Annotated in this window: 25 protein-coding genes; 11 read left to right on the forward strand and 14 right to left on the reverse strand. The window is 70.1% G+C overall.

The window, feature by feature from the left end; translation table 11 throughout:
• Window positions 1–226 precede the first annotated feature (226 nt).
• Window positions 227–418 (forward strand): NAD(P)-binding protein, encoded by a 192-nt coding sequence (locus M3185_RS14035; RefSeq protein WP_374238521.1) that lies wholly within the window; start codon window positions 227–229, stop codon window positions 416–418.
• A gap of 50 nt (window positions 419–468) precedes the next feature.
• Here M3185_RS14035 and M3185_RS14040 read toward each other — a convergent pair whose 3' ends face one another.
• The 8 genes from M3185_RS14040 to M3185_RS14075 all read right to left on the reverse strand — a co-directional run bounded on the left by M3185_RS14040 (window position 469) and on the right by M3185_RS14075 (window position 8290).
• On the reverse strand, window positions 469–1464 hold the full coding sequence (locus M3185_RS14040) for a Gfo/Idh/MocA family protein (RefSeq protein ID WP_251334348.1): 996 nt from the start codon (window positions 1462–1464) through the stop codon (window positions 469–471).
• Window positions 1465–1472: 8 nt separating this feature from the next.
• Window positions 1473–2357 carry a sugar phosphate isomerase/epimerase family protein gene (locus M3185_RS14045; RefSeq protein ID WP_251334302.1) on the reverse strand — a complete coding sequence of 295 codons (885 nt, stop codon included), beginning with the start codon at window positions 2355–2357 and terminating at the stop codon, window positions 1473–1475.
• A 509-nt stretch (window positions 2358–2866) separates the two neighbouring features.
• Window positions 2867–3601: a GAF and ANTAR domain-containing protein gene (locus tag M3185_RS14050; RefSeq protein ID WP_251334303.1), complete on the reverse strand. Its 735-nt coding sequence runs from the start codon at window positions 3599–3601 to the stop codon at window positions 2867–2869.
• 81 nt (window positions 3602–3682) lie between these two features.
• Window positions 3683–4060, reverse strand: coding sequence for a hypothetical protein (locus tag M3185_RS14055; protein WP_251334304.1), 378 nt, complete (start codon window positions 4058–4060; stop codon window positions 3683–3685).
• A 42-nt stretch (window positions 4061–4102) separates the two neighbouring features.
• Window positions 4103–4807: a GAF and ANTAR domain-containing protein gene (locus M3185_RS14060; RefSeq protein WP_251334305.1), complete on the reverse strand. Its 705-nt coding sequence runs from the start codon at window positions 4805–4807 to the stop codon at window positions 4103–4105.
• 278 nt (window positions 4808–5085) lie between these two features.
• Window positions 5086–6672, reverse strand: coding sequence for a ribonuclease J (locus M3185_RS14065; protein WP_374238523.1), 1587 nt, complete (start codon window positions 6670–6672; stop codon window positions 5086–5088).
• Between the two features lie 565 nt (window positions 6673–7237).
• Entirely contained in the window at window positions 7238–7444 is a 207-nt protein-coding gene (gene cspE, locus M3185_RS14070) for a transcription antiterminator/RNA stability regulator CspE (protein WP_251334307.1), read from the reverse strand.
• 531 nt (window positions 7445–7975) lie between these two features.
• Complete coding sequence (locus tag M3185_RS14075; RefSeq protein ID WP_251334308.1) at window positions 7976–8290, reverse strand: hypothetical protein; 315 nt, start codon at window positions 8288–8290, stop codon at window positions 7976–7978.
• A gap of 440 nt (window positions 8291–8730) precedes the next feature.
• Between M3185_RS14075 and M3185_RS14080 the strand changes: the two genes are divergently transcribed.
• Together M3185_RS14080 and M3185_RS14085 are read left to right on the forward strand one after the other, a co-directional pair.
• Complete coding sequence (locus M3185_RS14080) at window positions 8731–8970, forward strand: hypothetical protein (RefSeq protein WP_251334309.1); 240 nt, start codon at window positions 8731–8733, stop codon at window positions 8968–8970.
• A gap of 569 nt (window positions 8971–9539) precedes the next feature.
• The gene (locus tag M3185_RS14085; RefSeq protein WP_251334310.1) at window positions 9540–10439 is read left to right on the forward strand and encodes a glycosyltransferase; all 900 of its coding nucleotides are present in this window, start codon (window positions 9540–9542) and stop codon (window positions 10437–10439) included.
• Window positions 10440–10704: 265 nt separating this feature from the next.
• Here M3185_RS14085 and M3185_RS14090 read toward each other — a convergent pair whose 3' ends face one another.
• The 3 genes from M3185_RS14090 to M3185_RS14100 all read right to left on the reverse strand — a co-directional run bounded on the left by M3185_RS14090 (window position 10705) and on the right by M3185_RS14100 (window position 14236).
• On the reverse strand, window positions 10705–11727 hold the full coding sequence (locus M3185_RS14090) for a helix-turn-helix domain-containing protein (RefSeq protein WP_251334311.1): 1023 nt from the start codon (window positions 11725–11727) through the stop codon (window positions 10705–10707).
• A gap of 874 nt (window positions 11728–12601) precedes the next feature.
• On the reverse strand, window positions 12602–13537 hold the full coding sequence (locus M3185_RS14095; RefSeq protein ID WP_251334312.1) for a diacylglycerol/lipid kinase family protein: 936 nt from the start codon (window positions 13535–13537) through the stop codon (window positions 12602–12604).
• A 21-nt stretch (window positions 13538–13558) separates the two neighbouring features.
• Window positions 13559–14236 (reverse strand): TetR/AcrR family transcriptional regulator C-terminal domain-containing protein, encoded by a 678-nt coding sequence (locus M3185_RS14100; RefSeq protein ID WP_251334313.1) that lies wholly within the window; start codon window positions 14234–14236, stop codon window positions 13559–13561.
• 311 nt (window positions 14237–14547) lie between these two features.
• Between M3185_RS14100 and M3185_RS14105 the strand changes: the two genes are divergently transcribed.
• The 4 genes from M3185_RS14105 to M3185_RS17440 all read left to right on the forward strand — a co-directional run bounded on the left by M3185_RS14105 (window position 14548) and on the right by M3185_RS17440 (window position 18025).
• On the forward strand, window positions 14548–14838 hold the full coding sequence (locus M3185_RS14105) for a hypothetical protein (protein WP_251334314.1): 291 nt from the start codon (window positions 14548–14550) through the stop codon (window positions 14836–14838).
• A 219-nt stretch (window positions 14839–15057) separates the two neighbouring features.
• Window positions 15058–15396, forward strand: a complete 339-nt coding sequence (locus tag M3185_RS14110; RefSeq protein WP_251334315.1) for a rhodanese-like domain-containing protein — start codon at window positions 15058–15060, stop codon at window positions 15394–15396.
• Window positions 15397–15965: 569 nt separating this feature from the next.
• The gene (locus tag M3185_RS14115; RefSeq protein WP_251334316.1) at window positions 15966–16586 is read left to right on the forward strand and encodes a hypothetical protein; all 621 of its coding nucleotides are present in this window, start codon (window positions 15966–15968) and stop codon (window positions 16584–16586) included.
• A gap of 11 nt (window positions 16587–16597) precedes the next feature.
• A complete protein-coding gene (locus M3185_RS17440) occupies window positions 16598–18025 on the forward strand; it encodes an ice-binding family protein (RefSeq protein ID WP_251334317.1) in 1428 nt (475 codons plus the stop codon).
• 269 nt (window positions 18026–18294) lie between these two features.
• Here M3185_RS17440 and M3185_RS14125 read toward each other — a convergent pair whose 3' ends face one another.
• Window positions 18295–18768, reverse strand: coding sequence for a tyrosine-type recombinase/integrase (locus M3185_RS14125; protein ID WP_251334318.1), 474 nt, complete (start codon window positions 18766–18768; stop codon window positions 18295–18297).
• A 150-nt stretch (window positions 18769–18918) separates the two neighbouring features.
• Here M3185_RS14125 and M3185_RS14130 point away from each other — a divergent pair, with 150 nt between their 5' ends.
• From M3185_RS14130 to rox, 3 genes are all read left to right on the forward strand, one after another.
• Window positions 18919–19848, forward strand: a complete 930-nt coding sequence (locus tag M3185_RS14130) for a helix-turn-helix domain-containing protein (RefSeq protein ID WP_251334319.1) — start codon at window positions 18919–18921, stop codon at window positions 19846–19848.
• Window positions 19845–20414 (forward strand): dihydrofolate reductase family protein, encoded by a 570-nt coding sequence (locus M3185_RS14135; RefSeq protein WP_251334320.1) that lies wholly within the window; start codon window positions 19845–19847, stop codon window positions 20412–20414. The genes M3185_RS14130 and M3185_RS14135 overlap by 4 nt, the downstream gene beginning before the upstream one ends.
• Before the next feature lie 703 nt (window positions 20415–21117).
• The gene (gene rox, locus M3185_RS14140) at window positions 21118–22560 is read left to right on the forward strand and encodes a rifampin monooxygenase (protein WP_251334321.1); all 1443 of its coding nucleotides are present in this window, start codon (window positions 21118–21120) and stop codon (window positions 22558–22560) included.
• 304 nt (window positions 22561–22864) lie between these two features.
• Here the strand turns inward: rox and M3185_RS14145 are convergent, their stop codons facing one another.
• On the reverse strand, window positions 22865–23047 hold the full coding sequence (locus M3185_RS14145; RefSeq protein WP_251334322.1) for a hypothetical protein: 183 nt from the start codon (window positions 23045–23047) through the stop codon (window positions 22865–22867).
• Window positions 23048–23768: 721 nt separating this feature from the next.
• Between M3185_RS14145 and M3185_RS14150 the strand changes: the two genes are divergently transcribed.
• Window positions 23769–24299, forward strand: coding sequence for a ferritin (locus tag M3185_RS14150; RefSeq protein ID WP_251334323.1), 531 nt, complete (start codon window positions 23769–23771; stop codon window positions 24297–24299).
• Between the two features lie 39 nt (window positions 24300–24338).
• Here M3185_RS14150 and M3185_RS14155 read toward each other — a convergent pair whose 3' ends face one another.
• On the reverse strand, window positions 24339–24998 hold the full coding sequence (locus M3185_RS14155) for an iron transporter (RefSeq protein ID WP_251334324.1): 660 nt from the start codon (window positions 24996–24998) through the stop codon (window positions 24339–24341).
• Window positions 24999–25081: the final 83 nt, after the last annotated feature.

Raw genomic sequence — 25081 nt, forward strand, 5'->3', positions numbered from 1 at the left:
CAGCACAATGCGCGCCCGCTGCACCAGCCCGGCTCGCACCGAGGAGGACCGCACCAGCCGAGTCAGCTCCGCCCGATCTCCGTGGCGCAACAGCAACGCCGGCGCCGGATGATTCGCCATACTCCATGGTCATCCCCACTGAAGCGTCAAGCAACTAACCACACGCGCCACTAGGACGAATACGGCGGCGGTAGTGGGGGCGGGTCCGAATGGCCTGACGGCTGCTGTGATGCTGGCTCGGGCGGGGCTGGAGGTGACCGTCCACGAGGCGGGGGACGCCCCGGGCGGGGCCTGTCGGTCGGGGCGACTGTTGGGGGAGGGTGTCATCAGTGACTTGGGGGCCGCCGCCCACCCGTTGGGTGTGGTCTCTCCGGTCCGTACGGGAAGATGTCCTCCACCAACACTGCTCGGGCCTTGACCCGTTCATCCCAGTGGCTGTGGAGTGTGCTGGTGTGTCGTCGGTGGCGCTCAATAGAGGATCGTCTGTGGCAGTCCGGTGTGCAGGGAGAGCGTGGCGGCCTCGGCGATGGCCTGCGCGCGCAGTCCATCGCCCAAGGTGGCCGGTGGGGTCGTGTGCTCGTCGAGGGCTGACACGAACGCCGCCAGCGCCGCCGCGTACGTGGGCTGGACGCGTTCGAACCATCCGGGGTGCAGGCCGTCGGTCGTGGCGGTGGAGCCGAGGAAACGTGTGAGATTGCCGGCGCGCATGCGACCCGATTCGGCCATGCCGGCCGATCCGAGGACTTCGATGCGTTCGTCGTAGCCGTAGCCGGTGTGACGCACGCTGTCGATCTGCACGAGTGCACCGGAGGGCAGACGCAGGGTCGCGATCGAGGTGTCGACGTCGCCGATCTGTCCGACCCGCGGATCGGACAGTGCCGAGCCCATCACGTGCACCTCGACCGGGTCGCAGCCGGTGATCCAGCGCGCGAGATCGAAGAAGTGCACGGTCTGATCGCGCAGCTGTCCGCCCGAGACCTTGAGGTAGTCGATCGGCGGCAGCGACGGGCCGCGGGAGGTGAGTTGCACCAGGGCGATCTCGCCGAGCTCACCGGAGTCGACCACGCGTTTGAGGGCGGCGTGGTCGCGGTCGAAGCGCCGGTTGAAGTCGACCATCGCAGGAATCCCGGCGGCCTCGACGTAGGCGACGACCTCTTTGGCGTGGGCGAGGTCGAGGTCGATCGGTTTCTCGACGAGGGCGGCGATCCCAGCATCGGCGGCGCGACGCAGATGCGCAGCATGCGTGTCGGTCGAGGAGGCGATGAAGACGGCATCCACCTCGGCGGGATCGAAGGCCTCCTCGAGGCAGCGGGCGGGGCGGGCGCCGTGGGCTGCGGCGACGTGCGCTGCGCGGGCGGGGTCGAGGTCGTAGACGTAGCGGAACTCCACTCCCGGGTGGGCCGCGAGACTGTGGGCGTGGACGGAGCCGATGAATCCGGCGCCGATCAGGGCGAAGCGCTGCATGCTCACCCTCAGGAGACCATGATGTCGAGCAGGTTGCGCATGGTGGTGGCGACCTTGAGGAAGTCGTGCTCGTTGGCCTTGTCGCTGAACATCTCCGACACCCACCAGCCGTCGTAGCCGGTGGACTGGATCGCCTCGATCCACTGCTGCAGCGGGATCGCCCCACCACCGATGACCACGTTGCGGTGCACGCTCTGGTCCGGCACGTCGTTCTGCCGGTCGAGGTCGAGCCCGTCGGAGATGTGCGCGGCCTTGATGAGCTCCTTCGGGGTCGCGGCGACCTCCTCGAGGGTGTCCCCGGTGGTCCAGTAGTGCCAGGTGTCCAGGGCGATGCCGACGTTGTCACGACCGGCGCGTTCGATGATCTCCAGCGCATGGCGGTGCCGGTTGAGGTTCGACCAGGCCAGCGGCTCGAGGTAGAGGTCCAGGCCGTGGCCGGCCGCGATGTCGGCGGCCTCGCGCACGTTGGACGCGGCCGCCGCCAGGGCCTCGTCCTCGGTCGATCCGAGCGTCCCGCGGTAGCGGGAGTCCTCGGCGGTGAGCCTCCCGGCCTTGAAGTCCTTGACGACGTTCCAGTCGACCGGACCCGTGCACAGCTGCACGATCGGTGCCCCGACCACCACGGCGATGTCGCACATACGCGTGACCTCGGCGAGGAAGCCGTCCCGCGCCGCGCCCTGGCGTTCGAGGTCCAGCACCGCGCCGATACCGGTGACCTCGAGATCCTCCAGCAGCGGCAGCAGCGACTCGGCGGAGTAGCCTGCGTCGAGGTAGCGGTAGAGCTTCGGGCTCTGCAGCTCGATCCCGCCGTACCCTGCCGCCTTCGCCACGGCGATGTCGTTGACGACGTTGCCGTAGAAGGTCGTGGTGACGTTCATCGAGAGCTTGGTCATGGTGCGACTCCTCCGGGCGACAACATTGTCCTGACAATAGGTCTGCCAGAAGTAGAGTGCACGCAACGGCTGACGTCAAGGTGGGTCTTGCGCCGCACCGATGGCGACCGGGGCGAGGAGGGACTCCCAGACCCGTACGGGCTTTCCCTGAGCCCCTCGATCCTTCCGTGTGCGCAGGTCCCCGCTGCTCCACCGGGCCGATGCCGTAGCCGCGGTCCTGTGCATCGCAGGGCTGTGTCCGGCGCTGAGCGCCTCGGCGGGGCGACACTGGTCTCGCCTCCTCCGGTGGGCTCGCCTCAGGCGTCCTCGGTCTCCGGGCCGGCCTCGTCCTGGCCCCGCAGGGCCGGATCCTCCGACGCGTCGCTGTCGCCGCTCACGACCGGTGCTACGGGCGCGTCCGCCTCAGAGGTTCCCGTGAGGGAGTCGGGGCAGGGCGCTGTCACGCGGTCTTGATTCTTGCCGCCGGGAGCACCGGGAACACCCGGCCCCCGGGTGCTGCGGGGTCCTGGTCAGGCCTTGAAGTGGGTGCTGGTCGGGCCCTTGCCCACCTGGGCGACGAGGTCGGCGGCCAGATCCCGCAGCTTGATGTTGCGGTGGCTGGAGGCCGCCCGCAGGATCTCGAAGGCCCTCTCCTGGGTGCAGCGGTTCTGGCCCATGACGATGCCCACCGCCAGGTCAATGGTCGTGCGCGATTCCATGGCGGCTTTGAGGTCGGCTGCGGTGTCGCGGTGGCGGGCCAGGCGCACCGCCAGGCGCAGCACCGTGGAGGCGGAAGCCACCTGGGCCTGGACCACCTTGATGGTCGCCGCGTCGTAGGTGTCGGCGGTGTCGGCGTAGACGTCCAGCCCGGCCTCGGCCTCCCCGCCCAGGTCGAAGGGCACCCCCAGGGCCGAGAGGATCCCCGCTTCGGCGGCGGCCTTGCCGTAGGCCGGCCACCGGGGATCGGTGCGGGTATCGGCCACGTACACCACCCGGTGCTCGCGGGCGGCGGTGAGGCAGGGCCCGTCGCCGTAGTGGTACTGGATCTCGTCCAGCGCCTCGGCCCGGTCGCTGGAGGCGGCCACGGTGGCGGAGCGCTTGGGGCGCAGCAGGGTCACCGCGCACCACACCTGCTCCCCGTCCCCGGCCAGCGCCTCGGCGATGGAAGCGGTGAAGGCGTCGAGGAAGCCGGTGATGTCCTCGCTGGCGAGCAGCAGCTCGTGTAGCTCCGCCACGGAACCCCCGCCCGGTGGGTGATCTGACATGATCGGTCCTTTGCTCGGTTCGGGGAGCACCCCGGTGCTCTGGCGCGAGGCACCCGCCCCGGGGTGGGTGGGGTGGGGCCCTTATTTCCCGGGTGTTCCGGGATCGGTGTCGTTGCGCCCCTCGCCGTCCTGGGCCGGGGCCCGATCGTCGGCAGCACCGTCGTGGACCGGGTCGGGGTGGCCCTGGAGCAGGTCCGCGGCGTAAGGGGCTTTGGGCGGGGCGAGGTCGGCGAGGATCTCGTTGGCGGCCTGGGCCAGCAAATCCCGCTGCAACCGCGGCAGGGTCAGGGCGTGGTGCAGATAGGCGTCCAGCTCCAGCTCGGACACGTCCCCGCCGATGCCGAAGTAGTACAACCACAGCTGGGCCCGGTCGATGCCGGCGGCGACCATGGTGACCCGCAGGCACCGCGCCTGCTCGTGGACGGTCGCCTCGTCGTCGGCACCCCACGGCGTTCCCATCAGCGATCCTCCTGTGGTCCTCGGGCGGTTCTGGGGGTGGTCCTAGGCCGTCTCCAGCACTGCGGCGGCGACCTCGGCCACCCGCCGCCCCTGGGTGCGGGCCTGCTCGAGCAGTACGGTCCGGGCGCCCTCGGCGCTGAGGTGGTCCCGGGCCATCAGCACCCCGGAGGCCACTCCGATGGCCTCCCGGGTGGCCAGCGCGTGCTTGAGTGCCGCGCTCAGGCGGGTCGGGGCCTCGGTGGGTTGGGCGGCCCCGAGCAGGGTGGCCGCCGCGGCGGCCAGCTGCCCCAGCAACTCCTCCTCGGCCTCCCCGAAGGCAGAGGGGGTGGTGGCGTAGACCTTCAGCGCCCCCAGCGCCCGGCCCTGGTGGACCAAAGGGGTGCTGTACACCGAGCGGATCCCGGTCCCGGCGGCTGCAGCCGACCAGTCCCTCCAGCGGGTCTCGGTGGTGGTGTCGGTGATGCGCTGGGGCTCCCCGGTGGCCCAGGCGCTCAGGCACGGACCCACCCCGAGTCCGTACTGCAGCGCGTCGGCGGCCTCCACGGCCGGGTCGGTGGCCGCGGTGGTGACCCGGGTGCCCTCCGCGTCCAGCAACGAGACCCCGGCTCCGGTCGCGGTGGGGATCAGCCGGTGGGCGGTGCGCGCCAGGCTGCCCACCGCGGTGGTGGCCTCGTGCTGGCTCAACAGCATCCCGTGCAAGCGGGCGAAGACGGTGGTCAGCTCCCCGGGAAAGGATTCAGGGGACATGGGTTCAACCGTTCGGCAGAGGTGGTCGGGCTGACACGATGGCCGCTGCCGGACCCGTCAGCGAAGAAAGCGCCTCAGTCTCACCGACTCCCCCTCAAAGACCAGTCTACTGCTGTTTGGTGATGTCGGAGATTTGCCGTGGATCCGTCGAGCAGTCAGGCCATGGCCCACCTCACCCACCACCTCAATCATCACCCGCGGCCGGCCGATCCGGCCGATCTCCAGGTGGTGACCAAGACGCTGGAGCATTGGCGCACCCAGGGGTGCCGGTACAGGGGTCAGGCGTCGATGACGACGACGGTGACCAAGGGGGCCCGGCGGTAGGCGCGGTCGAGGTGACGGGTCACGGTGTCGGCAATGATCGACTCGAGTTTGTCGAGGTCATCGATCTTGGCGGTGGCCGGTTTCGCCAGGGCGTGCTTCACCTTCGCGGCCGCGCCGTCGAAGATGTGCTTTTCGTGGACGAAGCCCTTCGCGATGAACTCCAGCGGTTCGGCCAGCGCGTTGGTGTCGGCGTCGACGATCGCCACGACGGTGACCACCCCGCCTTCTTGGAGCAGCCGTCGTTCCACCAGGGTCTCCTCGGTGACCTTGCCCACGGTGTGGCCGTCGACGTAGACCAGCCCGGCCTCGACCTGCCCGGAGATCCGCGCCTTGCCGTCCACGAGGTCGATGGTGGTGCCGTCGCGGGCGATGAGCACCCGTTCGGGGTCCACCCCGGTGCGGATCGCCAGTTCGGCGTTGGCGTGCAGGTGCTTGGACTCCCCGTGCACGGGCATCACGTGGGTGGGCTTCACGATGTTGTAGCAGTAGACCAGCTCCCCGGCGGAGGCGTGGCCGGAGACGTGGACCTTGGCGTTGCCCTTGTGCACGACCTTCACCCCGAGGTCGGTGAGCTTGTTGATGATCCCGTAGATGGCGTTCTCGTTGCCCGGGATCAGGGAGCTGGCCAGCAGCACGGTGTCGCCCTCGGTGAGCCGGATCTGGTGGGTCTGGGCGGCCATGCGCGAGAGCGCGGCCAACGGCTCGCCCTGGGAGCCGGTACAGATCAGGGCGACCTTGGCATCGGGCATGGACTGGAGCTTCTTGAAGTCCACCACCAGCCCGCGGGGGATCTTCAGGTAGCCCAGCTCGGCGGCGATGCCCATGTTCTTGACCATGGACCGGCCCACGAAGGCGACCTTGCGCCCGTGGGCGTGGGCGGCGTCGAGGACCTGTTGGATGCGGTGGACGTGGCTGGCGAAGCTGGAGACGATGATCCGGCGCGGGGCGGTGGCGAAGACCTGGTCGATGGCCGGGGTCAGCTCGCGTTCGGAGGTGGTGAACCCGGGGACCTCGGCGTTGGTGGAGTCGGTGAGGAACACGTCCACCCCCTCCTCGCCCAGGCGGGCGAAGTGGCGCAGGTCGGTGATCCGCTCATCCAGCGGGAACTGGTCCATCTTGAAGTCCCCGGTGTGCAGCACCAGTCCGGCGTCGGTGCGGATGGCCACGGCCAGCCCGTCGGGGATCGAGTGGTTGACCGCCACGAACTCGCACTCGAACGGTCCGGTATGGTGGCGGTCCCCGGCCTCGACGTGGACCGTGGAGGGGGTGATGCGGTGCTCGGCGAGTTTGGCGGTGATGAACGCCAGGGTCAGCTGGGAGCCGATCACCGGGATGTCCGGGCGTTCCTTGAGCAGATACGGGACCCCGCCAATGTGGTCTTCGTGCCCGTGGGTGAGCACGATCCCGACGATGTCGCCCAACCGATGGCGGATGGAGGTGAAGTCGGGCAGGATCACATCGATCCCCGGCTGGTGCTCCTCGGGGAACAGGACCCCGCAGTCGACGATCAGCAGCTTGCCGGCGTACTCGAAGACGGTCATGTTCCGCCCGATCTCGCCCAGCCCCCCCAGGGCGGTGATGCGCAACCCGCCCCGCGGCAGGGACGGGGGAGAAGAGAGCTTGCGTGCAGTAGTGGGCAAAAGGTCTCACTTTCAGGGTCGGACAATAACGGACCGGCCCCATATGGGCGGGCCCCAACCATGCTCACGAACAGGGTGCCACCGTGGAGGGAAAGGTGCACCCGGTGAATTCGGGATCAACCCGCATCGCAGGTAAAAATCATAGAAGAGGACAGAAAAAGCCCGGGGAAGGGCGTATGTGCGGGCAGCACCGCCCGCACGGCGAGCTCTTCCCGGGACGAGTTCATCCCTCACCCCGCCACCCCGGGACGGGGGTGGCCCTGCCGCCGCCACAGTGCACGGGATTCCGCCCTGGTCGTCGGTGCCGGCCCTGGTGGGCGGCATGGCGCGGAGGCACGGTGGGGGTGGTGGCCGGTGCCGGGGCAAAAAGGAATCGCCACCCGGGGTGAGCGGGCGGCGAATCCTTTCGGTGACGTCAGGCGGTTCAACCCGTCACTGGTGATCTCAGAAGGAGATCAGTGGGTTCTCAGGCAAGAACGGTGATGTTCGCGGCCTGAGGGCCCTTGGGCCCGTCCTGGGTCTCGAACTGAACGGTCGCGTTCTCCTCCAGGGAGCGGAACCCGCTGGAGTTGATGGCGGAGAAGTGCGCGAACACGTCCTTGGAGCCGTCCTCGGGGGTGATGAAGCCGAAGCCCTTGTCGGCGTTGAACCACTTCACGGTGCCAGTAGTCATGGTGGACCTGCTTTCTCAGAAAACGGAGCGTCCCCGACGATCGGGGTGCTCGGGCGTTGCGATGCCTGCCAAAACGTCTTCTCAGAAAAACTGCCGCACCCCAGATAAGGGCGAACTGCTCCAAATGCAAAAACGAAACTTCAACAACTGGTCTTGACTGTACACGCCACCACCGGAAAGCGCTGTGGCCCCCATCACCGACACCCAGTTCCACACCCGATGGGCTTTGCGGTCCTCACCGCCATGGTCGCCCCGACCCGGACTGACGGAGCTGGGGGCATGCGGGGGTCAGCACGGACACGGCGACCCAGTGCCGGGCCAAGGGAAAGGACCGTGGTGGCAGACAGGCAGGCAGGCATGCGGTCGGGACGAGTTGCGCCTGTGCGAGCAGTTCCGCCGCACGCGGGCCACGACCGGGGGCCGGAGGGCGCCAGGGCGCGAGGCATCGGTCCGTCGGGTCCCGTGAGACGGGGGCCCGAGAGGCTCACCCGTGGGGGAGGGACTGGTCCAGGGGCCTGCGGGCCGGGCCCGTCAGGGGTCCCCGGCAGCGGAGGGCGGGCCACCGGCCGGTGACGGCTCGGGGAGGATGAAGCACACCGGCTGAGCAGGACGGTGGGGTTCGTCGTGGTCGATCTGCCCATACAACAGGTCCAGCGAGCCCGCCTCGAGGTGCTCGACCGCGCTGAGGTCGACGATGACCTCGGTCGATGAGGTGAGGGCCCGGGCGCGGTGGATCATCGAGGACAGCACCTGCTGGTTCGTCGCGGTCAGGTGCCTGGTGGTCATCAGACGGACTAGTTTCTCATCCGGGGCGACCTCGACAATCACGGACAGCTGAAGTTCCACGGGAAGGCTCCTGGGCCGAGAGAGGATCATGGCCGGCTGCTGGACCCTACTTCCAGGCTAAGTGGGTGGGTGCCCGCTGACCAGCAGCGTTGGCCATCTCGTTCCCCTACTGGGGCGGTGCATCAGGAGGCAGGCCGTGTCCACGATCCAGGAGTGTGGTGGAACGGCCACCGGTCACGGGAGTGTTCTGCGGGGTGTCTGCCCAGAGCAGGGTGGATTCAGAAGTGATGGGGGCCTCGGTGGATGTGCCGGGCCCAGGACGGACCGGCCCTCTAACAGCCAGTTGCTCGAGCACCGGCCGGCCGGTCCAGTAACCCGTCAGAGCCTGGTGTCCGGTGGGGGAGGAGCCCCTGTCGGTTTCCGCCCCCCGGTCGGTGTCGAGGCGAGAAGGAAGCGGTCCGCGCTCTTGTGGCACGTCGGGCCTGTGCCTACCGTGGGTCATGAACACGAACCAGCGCGTCATCGCCGCCACCGCCGCCGCGATCGCCGGGCTCTTCCTGGCCGGGTGCGACAACACGGAAACCGAAGAAGCCCCGCAAGCCCCCGCCGACACAAGTGCTCCCCTGAACGAGACCGGTGGCGTGGGGGAGGGCGATGAGGCTGATGGTCCCGACAGCGAGACCGGTGGGGTGGGTGACGGCGACCTGGGCGGCAATGACGGCGAGGAGGGCACCGGCTGAGGCAACCTCGCTTCCGGGGCGCGCCGACCGCGGAGCCACAGCCCAGCCTGCCTGGGGGACGCCGGCCGGCGCCGCACCGGGAGCAGACCCAGGCGTCCCGACAAGAAGGCCGAGGGCGTTTTTCCTGGGGCGTGTTCTGGCCTGGGTGTCAGAGGCGGGGGATGGCCAAGGGCCTGGGGCTGAGGTGCCCGGCGACGACCCGCAGGTCCGGGAGGGATGCTCCCTCCACCCGGGGCAGCACATCGGTGGCCAACAACTCCGTGGCGTTCGAGGCAATGGGCAAACCCATCTCACCACCGAACTGCCGGCCAGGCACGCCACTACGAGAGAGCGGGGTGATGAGATAGCGCCCGTCCCTGGGCCTGAAAGACGCCTGGCCATGGCATCACCCAACGCGACGTCATGGCCATTGGCTGCGCCCAGGCAGGGGACTGTCGCCTCCGGCCACCCGGTGCGGTGATACCCGCCCCCCTCCGGTGCCCTTTGTCCTCGCCGCGCCGACCAAAATATGCCCTGAAGAGGTCGCCGGAACTGGGGATCGGCCCAAGGTGGTCCCTACCATTGGGGGCATGTCCTCACGTCAGCGCGGCGGCAGCCCCGGTGTCGGTGTGGTGATCCCGGCCTTCAACGAAGAGGCCGTCCTGCGCAGATGTCTACTGGCCGTGCTGGATCAGACGGTGGCCGCCGAGCAGATCATCGTGGTGGACAACGGCTCCACGGACGGCACCCGCGCCGTGGTGACCCGGGTGCAAGCCCAGCACCCGAAGGCCCCGATCACCCTGATCCGACAGTGTGCAGAACAAGGCCTGGTTCCTACCCGCAATGCTGGTCTCGATGCCGCCGACGCCGAGGTGCTGGGCCGGATCGATGCGGACTCCGTGCTGGCCCCGGACTGGGTCGAGCAGGTGCAGCAGGCGTTCCAGGACCCAGAGCTGGCCGCCGTCACCGGCCCGGTGCTCTACTACGACCTCCCGATGCCCCGGCTGGGACTGGCCATCGATGCCGCCGGGCGTCACCTGGTGATGAAACTGGTCGCCGACCGGCACCCGTTCCTCTACGGCTCCAACATGGCCATCCGCCGCACCGCGTGGGAGAGGATCCGCTCCACCACCTGCCGGGACGAGCACGACCGGATGCACGAGGACGTCGACCTGTCCCTGCACCTGGCCGAGCACGGGCTGAAGGTCGCCTACCGGCCGACCATGATCACCGGGGTCTCAGCCCGGCGCATGGACGACTCTCCCGCGCGCTTTCGCTACTACGTGGGCCGCTACCGCCGCACCTACAGCGCCCATCAGGTCACCAGCCCCATCCCCCTGACAGCGACCATCATCCTCCGCTGCCTGTACTGGCCACTGAAGCTGGTGAGGTTCTTGCGTCGCCCTCCGCTGTCCTCCCCCACGACCGGTCCACCGCTGCCCTTGACCACCCAGGGCACCACAGGTGGCCATCCGCCAACGTCCACCTGATTCACGGCCGAGTCCCTAATTTCGCCCAGGTCGGCGAGGGCTTCGCCCCCGTCCAGTGCACTATCCACGTTCAGGACCGGCCACGCCGCTGGGCACTCAGCAATCTCGCACCCTCTACGGGTCTCGATCGTGGCGGTGCGCCATCCCCGCGGCAGCGCACCGACCTGCTCGCTCACCGTGATCTGCAGCCCCGAGCGAGACCGGCGGGTGCCGTCATTAGCCACACCCCATGACCGGGGGGACTGTGCACCATGATGGTCGCTGCTCAGGAGGGGTGCTGGCCGGCGCGGGCGCGCAGCACCAGCTCGAGCTCGAACCTCGCCTGCGGGTCGTTGAGCGCCTCACCGAAGATCTCGCGCAGCTGGTTGACCCGGTAGCCGACCGTCTGCTCGTGGATCTCCAGCTCCGCGGCCATCGCCGCGCGCTGGCCGTGGTGCTTGAGCCAGGACAGCAGGGTCGCCACCAGCCGCTCCTGCTGCGCGGGCCGCAGCCGCTCCAGCGGCGCCAGCCGCTGGGCGCCCAAATCCTCCACCACGGTGCGCTCCCCCAGCAGGACGAGCTCCGCCAGGCGCTCCGAGACCCACAGCGGCCCCTCCCCGCCGGTCCCGCCGGGGTCGTGGGCCAGCAGCTCCCGGGCCATGACGGCGAGCCGCAGGGAGTCGGGGGCCGCCTGCCAGGGCCGTCCCGGGCCGACCACCGCGGCCCGCCCGGCCAGCACGCGCCCCAGCTCCTGGCGCGCCGTCGGGGAGGCGGGCTCGGGCACGACCGCCACGACGTCGCCGGGGCGGGAGGTGAGCAGCGCCCGCCGGCCCAGGCGGGAGCGCAGCCCGGTGCGCCGGTCGGCGGGCAGGGTGACCACCACCACGCGCTCGGGCAGGGTCCAGCCGGCCGCGTGCACGGCCGCGCGCACGGACTCCTCGTCGGCGTTGCCGCGGATCAGCATCTCCGCCACCGTGTCCAGCAGCCGGTCCCGCTCGCCCGCCCGCTCGGACTGCTCGGCGGCGTAGCCCTCGGCGCTGGCGGCGGAGAGCTCCTCGATGTAGGCGAACACCGACTCTGCCAGGCCGATCAGCACGGAGGCCTCGAAGCCGGCCTCCATGGCCACGCGGGACAGCGAGCGCAGGGTGGTGCGGGCGCCCGAGCGGTAGGCCGCGAACAGGGCGTCCATGGGCCGGCCCTGGTGCACCTCGGCCCGGCCCAGGCCCTCATAGACGGCCCGGTCCTCCTCGCGCAGGGCCGGTTGCTCGGTCTCGGCCAAGTCCAGGACCCGGGTCAGGGCCGCTTCCACCCCCTGCCGGATTTCCTCTTGCAGAGGACCGTCCAAGGGCCCGGCATAGACCGGGACGTCCTGGCGCACCCCGGCCAGCAGCTCTTCTGCGATGACCGGCGCATGGGCTCGGAACAGCGGCGTGAGAGACAGCGGCAACGCCGTCCACGGCAGATCCCGATCCACTTCCACCACCGTGCACCCCCCTTTGTTCGTGCTCAGGCCACAGTCTCTCGATCCCGCCGCCGACGGGCAACGCTGACCGCCACCGGCAAATGGCCACGGCTGGCGACCCCGTCCGCTGGCTCCTGCTCCCCTGCCCTGCTCGGGCCCATGCTGGGCACCGGGAACTGAGCCGGTGGAACACCTGGACGGTCGGCTGAGCGCAACGGCAGAAAGAGGCGTGAGCGCACAGTGGGCTGGTACTGCCGGTTTCGGCGCCAGTCGGCTGTGGCCTGCGGTGAAACCTGTCTATGGTTCCACCGTCGATCCGGCACACCGCCCCCCAGGATCCGGACACCGAGGGGGCCCGAGGTGCCGTCCCGGCGCCCCGGTGTGGTCACGACTGCGGCTCAGTGGCAGGGCCCCCACCGTCAGCGACCGCACCCCTATGCGCAGACCAGGTGGCGGGGGCCATGCGCGGTCAGCATCCCATGCGGAAAGCCGGCCCCTCCATCCCCGCAACTGGTGCCGTCGCGCCGGTGTGTCACTGTGGGGCCGCGGGGTTCCCACGGTCGGGGGAGGACCCGTGCTGTTCGGGACCATGGTGCTCAGCCCGCCCGGGTGCCGAAGACCGGGCAATGGAGCGGCCATCCCGTCCCACAGGTCCGGCTACCGGAGCTGATTTCGCCGGCCGAGTCCTCCGATCACCGGGGCGAGGCAGTTGCCGGCCCGGTCAGCCGATGACGGTCAGGGCCGAGGGGGCGGATTCGACCCGCACCCGGGTGTTCGCCGCAACGGAGCGGACCTCCCCGTCGAGCTGATAGGGCATCGGTTTGAGGGTGGTGAACTCGTAGCGGGCCACACTGGGCTGGTCCCCCAGCCCGGTCGTGGTGGCGCGCGCCGCTTTGAGCAGGATGCGCCACTTGGCGGTGTGCGGGAAGAGGATCACCTCGAAGCGCCCGTCGGCGGGGCGGTCCTCGGCCTCGCTCAAGGTGGCGTACTTGGCCATCTGCGGGATGTTGGCGAAGACCAGGCTGTCAATCCTCTGCCGGGTGCCGTCGGGGTGGGCGATGCGGAAGGGGCGGAACTTCGCAAAGGTCCGCACCACCGACACCATCTCCTTCCAGGCCCCTTTGTTGCCCTTCTCCATGTCGATGGCCACCACCGGGGTCAGCCCGAAACCGATGTAGGAGTGGGCGTAGACGGCCTCCGCCCCTGGCCCGGCCCCGGTGCTCAGGTGCAGCAGGTCCATCTGACGCACCTTTCCCTCAGCGATGGCCTCGGGCAGGGGCTGGCGAGCGGTGGTGCGCTGGTGGTCGTTGGCGTTGCCGGCGCCCACCACCGCGCACACGGTGTCGGTGGTGGGCGCAGCCATGACGCCGTTGACGACCTCGTTGTAGCCCCCGTCGCCGCTGACCGAGACCACCAAGGCGTTCGGTGTCGTAGCCGCCTCACGGGCCAGGTCCACGGCGTGCCCGGCGTACTCGGTGGGCAGCAGCCGGATGTGCGGGGTGTAGGGCAGGCCCGTGGTGAGCTCATCGCGCAGTTTCGCGGCCAGCTCGGGGGCGTCGCCGGTGCTGTTCGGGTTGTAGATCACGAAGACGGCATCGAACCTGCGGCCTGCGCTGGGCTCGGTGGAGCCGGTGGTGGTGGGGTCGGTGGTGGTCATGACGGCTCCTGGGGAATGGGCTCAGGCATCGGGCTGGTCGGGTCGCCCCGGGTGACTTTCGGGTCCGCCGGGAGCGGTGGGGCGGAGCTGGGCGGCGAGCCCGTCCAGGAGGATGGTGATGCCCGCCTCGAGTTCGGCCGCCCCGTCGTAGTCGGCCAGCACCGGGGCCAGGGCGCGCAGCTGAGGGAACTTGCGGGCGGGCAGCCGGTGCAGGCCCAGGCGCAGGAGGTCCTCGTTCTCCTCCGGGTCCACGACGATCTCCTGGAGCTCGTTGAGGACGTGCCCGTAGAGGAACCCGTAGTAGGCCCGGTAGACGTGCAGGGCGGACGCCGGGGCGAAGCCGGCCCCGGTGAGCAGGGCAAGGATGTTCTCCAGGGGCCGCAGAGTGCCCAGCGGGCGCAGCCCCAGGGGCGTGGACAGTGGCCGGGTCACCAGCAGCGGCACCACGTGGGGGTGGGCCAGCGCCAGGGCGCGGAAGTCGTGGGCAGTGGAACGCAGCTGGGCCTGCCAGTGGCTCCCGTCGGTGGGGATGACCAGTTGGTCCAGCACCAGTTCGGTGATCCCGTCGAGCAGATCCCCCCGGTTTCGGGCGTAGCGGTACAGGCCCATGGGGTCCCGGCCCAGCTCGTTGCCCAGCCTGCGCATGGTCAACGCCTCCAGGCCCTCGCTGTCCACCAGGCGCAGGGCTGCGGTGAGCACGACCTCCCGGCTCAGCCGCGGCCGGCGCGCCCGGGGCTGCGGCGTCGGCGCCGGTGCGGAGTCCTCGTGAGGGCCGGGCTCGAGAGCGCCGGGGGCGGGGTCTTCGGGGGAAGACGGGGGAGAGGGGGGAGGCATGACGTTCAGGTCCTTCGGTAAGCCAGCTTTGCTTTCCCCTAGTCTACAGCTAATGTCTACACCGTAGAGCCGGGGTGGGGTAATCCCACCGCGGCTCTACTTCCCAGCGCTGACCGGCACCCCTTCCGGTTGAGCGCCGTGCCGATCCGGCAACCCACACTTTTCAGGAGATCTCCTTGACGACCACTGCCTCCCACGCCGCCACCGCCACGACTGCTGCTGACCGCCCGGTGCGCCGCACCGCCGAGACCAAGGCCGCGACGAGGACCACCGAGCTCCTTGCCTACCTGGGCGTGCTGGTGGCCATCGTCGTGACCGCCAGCCTGGTCGGGGACAACGGGGCCGAGAACCGGGTGGACCTCTTCGATGCCCGTCAGGCGGTGGAGTACATCACCTACCTGACCATCGGGTACCTGGGGGCCCGCGGACTGGCCAAGTCCGGCAGCCGCGAGCACCACGCCGCCTGAGCACTGCTCCGCCTGAGCACCCTTTCGGCTCTGGCCGTTCGCCCGGTCCTGGTTTTCCAGGCACGTCGTGCACGTGCTCGCGGGCATCCTGTTGATCCGACCCCCGGCCGTCACCGCTCTACCGGGCCGCCGCCTCGTGTCGGGTCTTTCCTTGCTCGCTCCCGTGCCGGTTTACGGTGGTTTCTGCACCTGGGTGAATACCCGGAAGGGGCCTCGTCGTTGAGTCTTCGACACTTCGTGCGTCGGCCACCGGCAGTCACCGCGCAGGAGGCCCTGAGCCTCATCGACGCAGGTGCGCTCATCATCGACGTCCGCCGCGAGCAGGACCGGCGTCGGAACCACATCCCGGGGGCGTGGCACATTCCGCTGGACCAACTCGAACAGCGCGCTGTCGAACTGCCGGAAGACCAGCTGCTCATCACCTTCTGCACGGGTGGGCTCCTGTCCTCGGGAGCAGCGAACCTCCTTCGCGAACTGGGATTCGACGCCGTCAACAAGTCCCGGGGGCTCATCGACTGGCGGGTGATCGGCGGGTCCCTCATCAGCGGCACCGGCTAGGTGCACCCGGTCATGCGGTTCGTGGCAGACGGCTGATCGGTGTGGGTCGGGGCCAGCAGCCGAAGCGCGGTGGGCACTTCGGTGATGTCTTCGCTACCGAGAAAGTGCCCGCAGCCCAGCACGATCGTGAGGACGAGCAAAAATCCCCGACGACCCCGCCCTCCGGGCGGCCTTCACCGCCGGCCTGCCGGGCTGGTTGCACTACGGCCCCGACACCAGCTGTACCGCGCCCGAGGACAGAAACATCACTTAGACGCGCGTCCGGCTGCTGGAAGTCGGCTCCTGACTCCGCCGTCCCCCTCGAGCGTGACCCTCTGGCTCCGGGCGACGCGACACGTGATGACAGTGTGCTGACCCGCCCTGTCTGCCATCTCCTGCCGCACCTGCGGTGATGCCCAGCGGCGCCACAGCTGGACGAAAGTCCTGGAAATCGACACGGCTAATCCGTAGGGTGACCCCGGTTGTCCGATGACCCCCATCACGGTTCAACCGCGCGCCCATTTCCCTCCATCAGCGACGGCGCAGGACCACGCACCTGCACTGGGCCCCGTCGCAGAAAAGGACCCCTCATGCGCACCCCCTCTCCCCGGACCCGCAAGATCGCCGGGCTCTCCGCCGCCCCCGTCGCCGTGCTCGTGGCCGGCCTGATGGTCTGGCAGGGCTCCACCGCCGCCTTCACCGCCACCACCCGCAACTCCGGCAACTCCTGGGCCACCGGTCAGGTCGCCCTCACTGACGACGACGCCGGCCGCGCCGGCTTCACCGTGGAGAACCTCGTCCCGGGTGCGACCGGTGAGCGCTGCATCGTGGTGACCTCCAACTCGACCGTCGCCGGCGAGGTGCGCGCCTACACGCAGAACCTCTCCGGCTCCGCCGCCGGACTGGAGGACCACATCGACCTACGGGTCGAGCGCGGCACGGGCGGCTCCTTCGACTCCTGCGACGGCTTCACCCCCGTCCCCGGGGCGCTTCCGGCCCAGTCGCTGACCACTCTGGCTCAGGCCAACCGCGACTACGCCACCGGCGGCGCCGCCTGGGAGACCGAAGGCACCTCGGGGGAGTCCACGACCTACCGCGGCATCTGGACCTTCGACACCGCGAACATGTCTCAAGCCCAGATCGACGCGCTCCAGGGTTCTCGCGTGAGCGTGGACCTGGTCTGGGAGCTGCAGAGCAACGACGCCGCCTGACCCGCTCCTCCGTGTGGAACCAGTCCGACCCCGCACCCAGCTCCACCGCCGAGCCAGCTCCTGAGAACGTGACGGCCGTGCTGTGGGGCTGGGTGCAGCTGTTTATCGGCACCGCCGCCCAGATCTACCTCGTGATGATCGCCGCCCTGGCGTCGATCGCCGTGATTCCGGCCCTGTTCGGCTGGCACGCCACCGTCATCGAGACCGGGTCCATGGAACCGCACATCGCCCCCGGCGATGTCGTCGTGCTCTCCGACCTTCCCGCTGACCGGGCGGTGCCGGTCGGGGGAGTCGTGCAGTTCACCAGCCCCGCCGGAGCCCAGCCCAGCGGGGTGGAACGCTCGATGCTGCACCGGATCGTGATCGACCACGAGGACGGCACCTACGCCACCGCCGGAGACGCCAACGCCGACGTGGACTCCACCCTTCTGGTCCGAGACCAGATCACCGGCCAGGCCCGTCTGCTGGTGCCGTTCATCGGACTGCCCGCCCTGTGGCTGGGCGCCGGACAACATCTGCCCCTAGGACTGTGGGCCGCGGCCACCGTAGCAGCGCTGCTGCTCACCCTGACCGGATTCGTTCCGCGCGGTCACGACGACGAGGACGATGGAGTCTCTGATACCCAGGAGCTCCCGGCGCTCGCCCGCCGCGGCGCCATGACCGTGGCCGGCGTCGCGGTCCTGGGCGGGCTGACCGGCCTGCCTGCGCCACCGAGCACAGCCGCCTTCACCGCCCGCACAGGCACCGCAGCCTCGTGGCGGTACGTGGGGATGCCTCCGATCACCCTGGGAAGGGCCGGACCGTTCGCGCTCCTGGCTTCCACCCGACTCACCGACCACACCCCCTTGGGGCACCCCTCATCGGTGGGCGGCAGCGTGGGCTCCCACCCCGGCCTGGCTATCGAGGGCCTGCAGTCCAGCGGGGCGCGCCGCAACGTCTCCGGGACGGTCGAGCCCGGCACCGCCACGGCGGCCAACGCCATGACAGACGCCCGTGCGCTGGAGAGCGCACTGCTCGCCCGGCCAGCCACCGCCAGCCGGCCCACGGTACTGACCGGCCGGATCACACCGGGAATCCACACCAGCGCCACCGGAACCTTCACCGTCACCGGCGACCTCACCCTGGACGCCCAAGGCAACCCGGCAGCACAGTTCATCTTCCGAGCCGCCACCATCACCGCCACGGACAGCAGTCGTGTACTGCTGAGCAACCAGGCGAGAGCAGCCCACGTCTACTGGACCGCCACCGGGAACATCACCCTCGGGATCAGCACCACCGCCCGGGGCACCTACCTGACCCGCGGCAACATCGCGGCCAACCTCACCCCCGGCAGCCCCACCCAACGGCTCACCCTGGAGGGCCGCCTGATCAGCCTGGGAACGACGTCACCGGGCGGCACCATCGAGGTGAATCGTCCCACCACCACCCTCCCCGCCTGAGCCGCACCGGGCCGCCCGTCCGCCCACATGGACTTCACGGTGATGGCTGCACTGGCCTAGGCGGAGCTGGAGATCAAATGGGAGCGGATCACCGACTCAGGGGTCAAATGGCGGGCCGCAGGCACTGTGGCGGCAGCCATCTGCGACACCTCGCTGAATCCGACCGTCGCAACGGGTCCCAGGGTTCGAGCACCCGGGGTGGGCACTGCTGGAGAACTGTGGCCAGATGGCGCTGTGGTGGTCCCCGGTCCAGCCGCAGCTCCACGACGTCAGGTCTGGACCGGAGTGAAGGGGTGGGCATTGATGGCCACAGACAACTTCCCGGGCAGCTCGTCGAGGTACTTCGAGGTGGTGGTCAGCGTGGCGCGGACCAGCAGCCGGGCGACGACCTTCACGTCCCACCCCTCGGCCAGCATCAGAGTCGCGGCGGTGTGGCGCAGCCCGTGCGGGACCACCGCCCTCGCACGGGCAGGGTCCGCAGCCCGGACGCGCATAACCGCCCGCCCCAGGAGACGTTCGAGGTCGCGCACCGCCAGGCGCGCGCCCGGTGGGGAGAGCAGCAGCGGGGCCGGGGCTCCGGTGCCCAGCCGTGCCCGGTAGGCGGTGATCAGCTGCTCGAGCCAGGGCGGGGCCGTGACAGTGCGCCAGGTGCGGCCCTTGCCGCAGACCTGCAACGACCTCGAGGCGGTACCCGGGCGCTGGAGGGCCGGCCCGCCCATCCCATGCTGTTCCGGAACGACCATGCCCTGGAGCCATGCCGTCGTCTCCTGTGCGGCGGAGGTCGTCAGCGCGCCCGTACCGCGCGCGGGATCGTGGACCAGCACGGCAGCACACCGGTGTGGTGAGCAAGGACGGTCGGGTGCGTCGGGGTGGGCTGCGGTCAGACTAGGGTCATGACGGATCAGGAACGGGATCGACTGCGTGAGCTGCTCGACGCGGTGCTTGATGAGAACAACCGCACTCTGGAGGACATGGCCGGTGACGCCTGTTCCTCGCCGTACCACTTCAGCCGCCAGCTCAGCCGTGGGGCTGGAGAACCGCCGGTGACGATGCGGCGCCGGGTCTTGCTCGAGCGGGCCGCGTGGGAACTGGGCACCGGTCGATCGGTGACCGAGGCGGCATGGTCGGCCGGTTACGAGTCCGTCGACGGCTTCACCCGCGCGTTCACCCGTGCGTTCGGTCATTCGCCCAGCGCCACCGCTGACCGGACCACGGGCCACTGGTTACCGGCTCCCAACGGCATCCACTTCCACCCCCCGACCTCCCTGTGGGTCGACGCCCAGGAGGCCGCCACGGCCCGACCGGCGGCGGGTGTGACGGAGCTGATGCTGCACCACGACGTCGAGGACGTGGGGAAGCTGCTGCAGCTGGCCCAAGGGGTGTCCGCACCGGACTACCGCAGGGTGCAGGTGCCGGGCAGCGCACCGTTGGGCTGGGACGGGCCTGATGAGACGCTCGCGCAAGTGCTGGCCCACCTGGTGACCACCAAGGAGATCTGGCTGGCGGCCATCGAAGGACACGACACCCCGGACACCGGCAGTGACGACCTTGCGGCGCTGGCGGACCGGCACGGGCAGATCGCACCCCGTTGGCTGACCATGGTCCGGGACATCGACCGCAGAGTCGCCTGGAGCGACCGGATCATCGACGCATTGTGCGAGCCGCCGGAAAGCTTCGTGATCGGCAGCGTCATCGCCCATGTGCTCACGTTCTCCGTCCACCGGCGCCAGCTGGCCCGGCTGATGCTGCGCCAGGCCGGAGTCACCCCCGATCCCGGGGACCCGATCGAGTGGTGGCAACAACGTACAGGAGGCCTCCGGTGACCCGCACCGTCTTCTACACCGCCACCACCCTGGACGGCTACCTCGCCGACGAGCAGGACCGCCTGGACTGGCTGTTCGCCCAGGACATCGACAGCACCGGCCCGCACAGCTACGAGAAGTTCCTCGCTCGTGTCGGGGCGGTCGTGATGGGGCGAACCACCTACGAGTGGGTGCTCGAGCACCTGCACGCCACCGGTGAGGGCTGGCCCTATGAGATGCCCGCCTGGGTGGTCTCCCACGCGCAGCTGCCGGCGATCACCGGGGCGGACATCCGCTTCGCCCAAGGAGAGGTGGCCCCGATCCACGCCGGGCTCACCGACGCCGCCGGCGGGAAGGACATCTGGGTCGTGGGCGGCGGGGATCTGGCCGCCCAGTTCGCGGACGCCGGACTGCTGGATGAGCTGATGGTCTCCATCGCGCCAGTCACCCTCGGGGCAGGCCGCCCCCTGTTCCCCCGCCGGTTCGATCTGCACCTGAAGGACGTGGCACGCAACCGAGCATTCATCTGCGCGACCTACGACGTGGTGGGCCCACCTCCCGCTCCAAGCACGAGCCCGGCCTCGTGACAGGAACCGGCAGGGCCCGGCCGCAGATGTCCGCCCGACACAGGACCGGGCGAAACCATGACGTTCCCACTACCGCGTCGATCGCGGTAGAACCTGGCGCCTGCCATGGGGCACGACCCGCCAGATCGAGGACCACGTAAGAATGACTCGGCCCGTCGACCCCTGGCGCCGACTCCTGGCCCGCTCCCTCTCAGAGGCCTGTCGGGCTGCTACGACACGACATCGGAACGGATATGGTCCCCAGCCGATCGAGGCGTTGACCGGTGGGCTGGCAGGGTGTTGCGGTGAATGGTGCGGTGGCTCGTGGCGTGGGAGGCGGCGAACGGCTCAGCCCATCTGGTGGAAGTGCGCCGACCGGCCTTGCCGCAGGAGAACCGCTGGTGCGGCGGTGCCTCGGAGGGATGCGGTGTCGTGCCGCGCAGCCGCCCGGTGGTCCTGCCGCGGCCGTGCCGTCGCCGGGACGCCCCCGGTGCAGGGCGGCTTCGACTTTGGGGGACGCTTCCAGGCACCTGGTGAGTGGTGCGGCCATCGACCTCCCCGTCCATCTTCAGACTATGGCTCGCCGGGGGGCTTGCCGCAAGGCCCCCGGCGAGGAGAAGAATGAGCGGCCGCAACCAGATTTTGCGGGACGTAGGGCGGCGCAGCGGGATACTGCGTCGCAGGGTCACGGGCCGGCGCGTACGTTCCTGGAGTGGAGGGTTCCATGGTCGACGTGATCATTGCCGGGGGCGGACCGACCGGGATGATGCTGGCCGGTGAGCTGCGGCTGCACGGGGTGGAGGTGCTCGTGCTGGAGAAAGACCCGCAGCCGAGCCCGCAGGTGCGCTCGCTGGGCCTGCATCCGCGCAGCATCGAGATCATGGACCAGCGCGGGCTGCTGGACCGGTTCCTCGCTCACGGGCAGCAGTATCCCGGTGGCGCCCGCTTCGCCGGGATCGACAAGGCCTGGCCGGCGGGCCTGGACACCGCCCACGGGTACGTGCTGGGCATCGCCCAACCGGTCACCGACCGGCTGCTGGCCGAACACGCCGCCGAGCTCGGGGCGCGCATCCGGCGGGGGGTCGAGCTGGTGGGGCTGGACCAGGACGAGGAGGGGGTGAGCGTGGAGCTGGGAGGGGGCATCCGGTGGCGCTGCCGCTGGCTGGTCGGTTGCGACGGCGGGCGCAGCCGGGTGCGCCGGGTGGCCGGGGTCGGGTTTCCCGGGGAGCCGGCCACGGCCGAGTGGCTGCTGGGGGAGGTGCGGGTGAGCACCCCACCGGATGAGCTGGCGGCGGTGGCGGCCGAGGTCCGCAAGACGCACCAGGGGTTCGGGATCGGCCCGGCCGGCAACGGGACCTATCGTGCGGTGGTGCCGGCCGCGACCGTGGCCGAGGACCGCACGGTCGCCCCGGCCCTGGAGGAGTTCCGGGACCAGCTGCGCGCCTGTGCGGGCACCGACTTCGGCGCGCACTCCCCGGCCTGGTTGTCGCGTTTCACCGACGCCACCCGGCTGGCCGAGCGCTACCGCACCGGGCGGGTGCTGTTGGCCGGCGACGCCGCCCACGTCCACCCGCCCTTGGGCGGGCAGGGACTCAACCTCGGGATCCAGGACGCGTTCAACCTCGGCTGGAAACTCGCCGCCCAAGTCAACGGCTGGGCCCCGGCAGTGCTGCTGGACAGCTACCACACCGAGCGCCACCCGGTGGCCGCCGAGGTGCTGACCACCACCCGCGCCCAGTCCGAGCTGATCTCCCCGGCCCCCGGGCCGCAGGCGGTCCGCCGGCTGCTGAGCGAGCTGATGGACTTCCAGGACGTGAACCGGGCGCTGATCGAGAAGGTCACCGCCATCGGCATCCGTTACGACGTCGGTGAGGGCCACGACCTGCTCGGCAAACGGCTACGCGACATCCGTCTGGGGCGGGGTCGTCTCTACGAGCTGATGCGCCAGGGCCGTGGAGTGCTGCTCGATGCGACCGGGTCGCTGTCCGTGGCGGGCTGGGCGGACCGGATCGACCACGTCATCGACACCGGCGCGGAACTGGAGCAGATGGACGCCCCCGCGGTGCTGCTGCGACCGGACGGCCACGTGGTGTGGGTCGGTGCGGACCAGGCCGGTCTGCTCGACCAGGTGCCCCGGTGGTTCGGCGCCCCGGCCTCCGCATCCTGACGCTGGAGAAGGCCCGGTCGAACGGCTGCCTCGTGCACCGTGGTGTGCGGGCAACCCGGTGAGCGTGTTCTCCCCAACAGCGACGGTCCTCGGGTGAACCCGTGACTGTTGCTGTGGGGAACGCCGTAGAACGCCCTGTTCTGGAATCGCTGTCGGTGTTGCACCAGGACCGGTGAGGGCGGCAAGCCGTTCATCCGATCCGTGGGCTGGACAGGGAGCGACGCACACAGGTGGCCGGCGGTATCTGCATGGTGACCCCGGCCTGAACAAAGCCCGGCAACGGCGGCGGACGCGCGGGCCGGCCTCACATGCAGTGGCTCTCGCAGCCGCGGAACCGCTGGCGGTGGTGGAAGGAGGACTGGCGCTCGCTGCCCGGACGCCGGCGCTTGGGGTGCGGGTCCACGGGGTCATCGGCACTGGCCAGCAGAGCGGCGGTGACCAACAGCATCCCGCCGTCGTCGCCCTGGAGGTGGCCCGACTCCAGCACCGGGGTGGAGCGCTGACCTCCGGTCGCTGGTGACTCCGGCGGTGAAGCCGGTGGCCGACGCGCTCGCCGGGACGGCCGCGGGGCGCTCCATCGCGGTGACGTCCACCTCGGGCAGCTGTTGGCCGGTGAGGCGGTAGTCCGGCAGGACTTGCTCGCCCAGGGAGAGCAGAGGCGGCACCGGGGTGGTGGGCGCAGGGGTTCCCGGGTTGCTCGGCCCGAGGATCAAAACGCTCGAACTGCTCATCGAGGGGTTGTCGAGCCGCTGCGGGCTGGTCCGCTCCGGGGTGGGGCAGGACTGCAACGGAATGCAGTGGACAGCAATGATTGTGACGGGCGCTGGACGAGGCGGATTCATCGCAGGCAACTGGGATGAGCTCCTGTCCTGCGGGTGGGTGGGAAGCAGGGGCCAGGAGATGGGCGCGGTCGAACACTGATGGACGCTCACGGGCATCGGCCGGTCACCGCTTGCGCAGTAGGACCGCCTGCCCAGGCCGTGCCGCACGCCCCCGGGACCGGTGGGCACCCCACGGGGAAGAGGGTCGAGGAGCATTCTTGCCGTGGGCGGGGCCGCCGGGGCTGGGCCTTCACCGGGGGAGATGACCCCGTTAGGCTCGGTTCTCACCCGGGAGCGAGAGCTCGTGTCCGTCCCGCACCGGACAAGCACAGTTGGTGCGGGCGGCATGTCCCGGATCCTGGAAACCCCTGATGTGAGGAGATCCCGATGGCCCGCCAGACCTTCAACCAGTTGCTCGTCCAACAGGTGGGCCATGAGTTCGCGGCCTCCCACCAGTACGTGGCCGTAGCGGTGTGGTTCGACGGCCAGGACCTGCCCCAGCTGGCCAGGCACTTTTACCGGCAGTCGCTGGAGGAGCGCAACCACGCCATGATGATCGTCCGGTACGCCCTGGACCGGAACCTGCCCCTGACCATTCCGGGGGTCGGTCCGGTGCGCAACGACTTTGCCGACGTCCACCAGCCCCTGGCCCTGGCACTGGCCCAGGAGCAGGAGGTCACCGATCAGATCAAGGCCCTGTTCGCCGCCGCGCGGGCCGAGAACGACGCGCTGGGGGAGCAGTTCATGCTCTGGTTCCTCAAGGAGCAGGTCGAGGAGATCGCCTCGATGACCACCCTGGTGAACATCGCACGCCGGGCGGAGAACCTCTTCGATCTGGAGAACTTCGTGGCCCGGGAGCAGGTGGGCGACGGCGGTCACGGCTCGGGGGCCCCGGAGGCCGCCGGCGGGGCCGTCTGACCCCGCCGGCACCCCACGGGTCCGGGCTCGACGCAGTCTTCAGGCCACCGGCTCCAGGCGGACGTTGTCGAAGGTGACGGTTGCGGGTTCCAGCAGGGTCAGCTCGTGGGCGTGCTCCCCGTGGTGGGGGAACTGCGGGGCCTGCAGGCTCGCGCGCAGGGTGTAGTCGCCGGCCTCGGGCACGCTGAAGTTGTGGGCGTAGTGGAAGAACTCCGCGTGGAAGAACATCAGCTCCTTCTCGTCCACCACGGTGCCGTCCTCGTCGAGGACCTCGAGCCGGATCGGCACCTCGGGCACGATGCGACCGGTGGCGGCCTCGATCGGGATGATCTCCAGGTGGTGGGTCTCGCCGGCGGCCGGTTCCCGCCGGGTGGGCTCCCCGCCGGTGGTCTCGAACCACGGCTCGGCGGGCTCCACGATGTAGGCCACCTCCCAGTCCCCGGAGGTGGTGCGCCCGCCTTCGGCCTCCACCTCCTCGTTGAGCACCGCGTACTGGGCGGCCACCCCCTCAGGCACCGCACCGGCCGCCTCGGCCGTGGTGGCCGCGCCGGTGTCCGGGGTGGTGCCAAGGGTCTCCGCGCCGGGGCTCTCGGCGTCGGTGGTCTCGGTGCTGGCGCCGGTGTCGGCGCCGCAGCCGGTCAGCAGCAGGGTGGTGAGGGCCGCTGCGGCGGCCACGGGGCGGTACTGGGACATGGTCATCGTCTCCCTCGCAGGCAGGTGTGCAGAACAGGACGTGCCGGACACGAGGTGTCCGGTGCTGGCCGAGGGGTGACGAGGAGCCC

Source organism: Kocuria rosea, assembly GCF_023715525.1.
Taxonomy (GTDB): domain Bacteria; phylum Actinomycetota; class Actinomycetes; order Actinomycetales; family Micrococcaceae; genus Kocuria; species Kocuria rosea_A.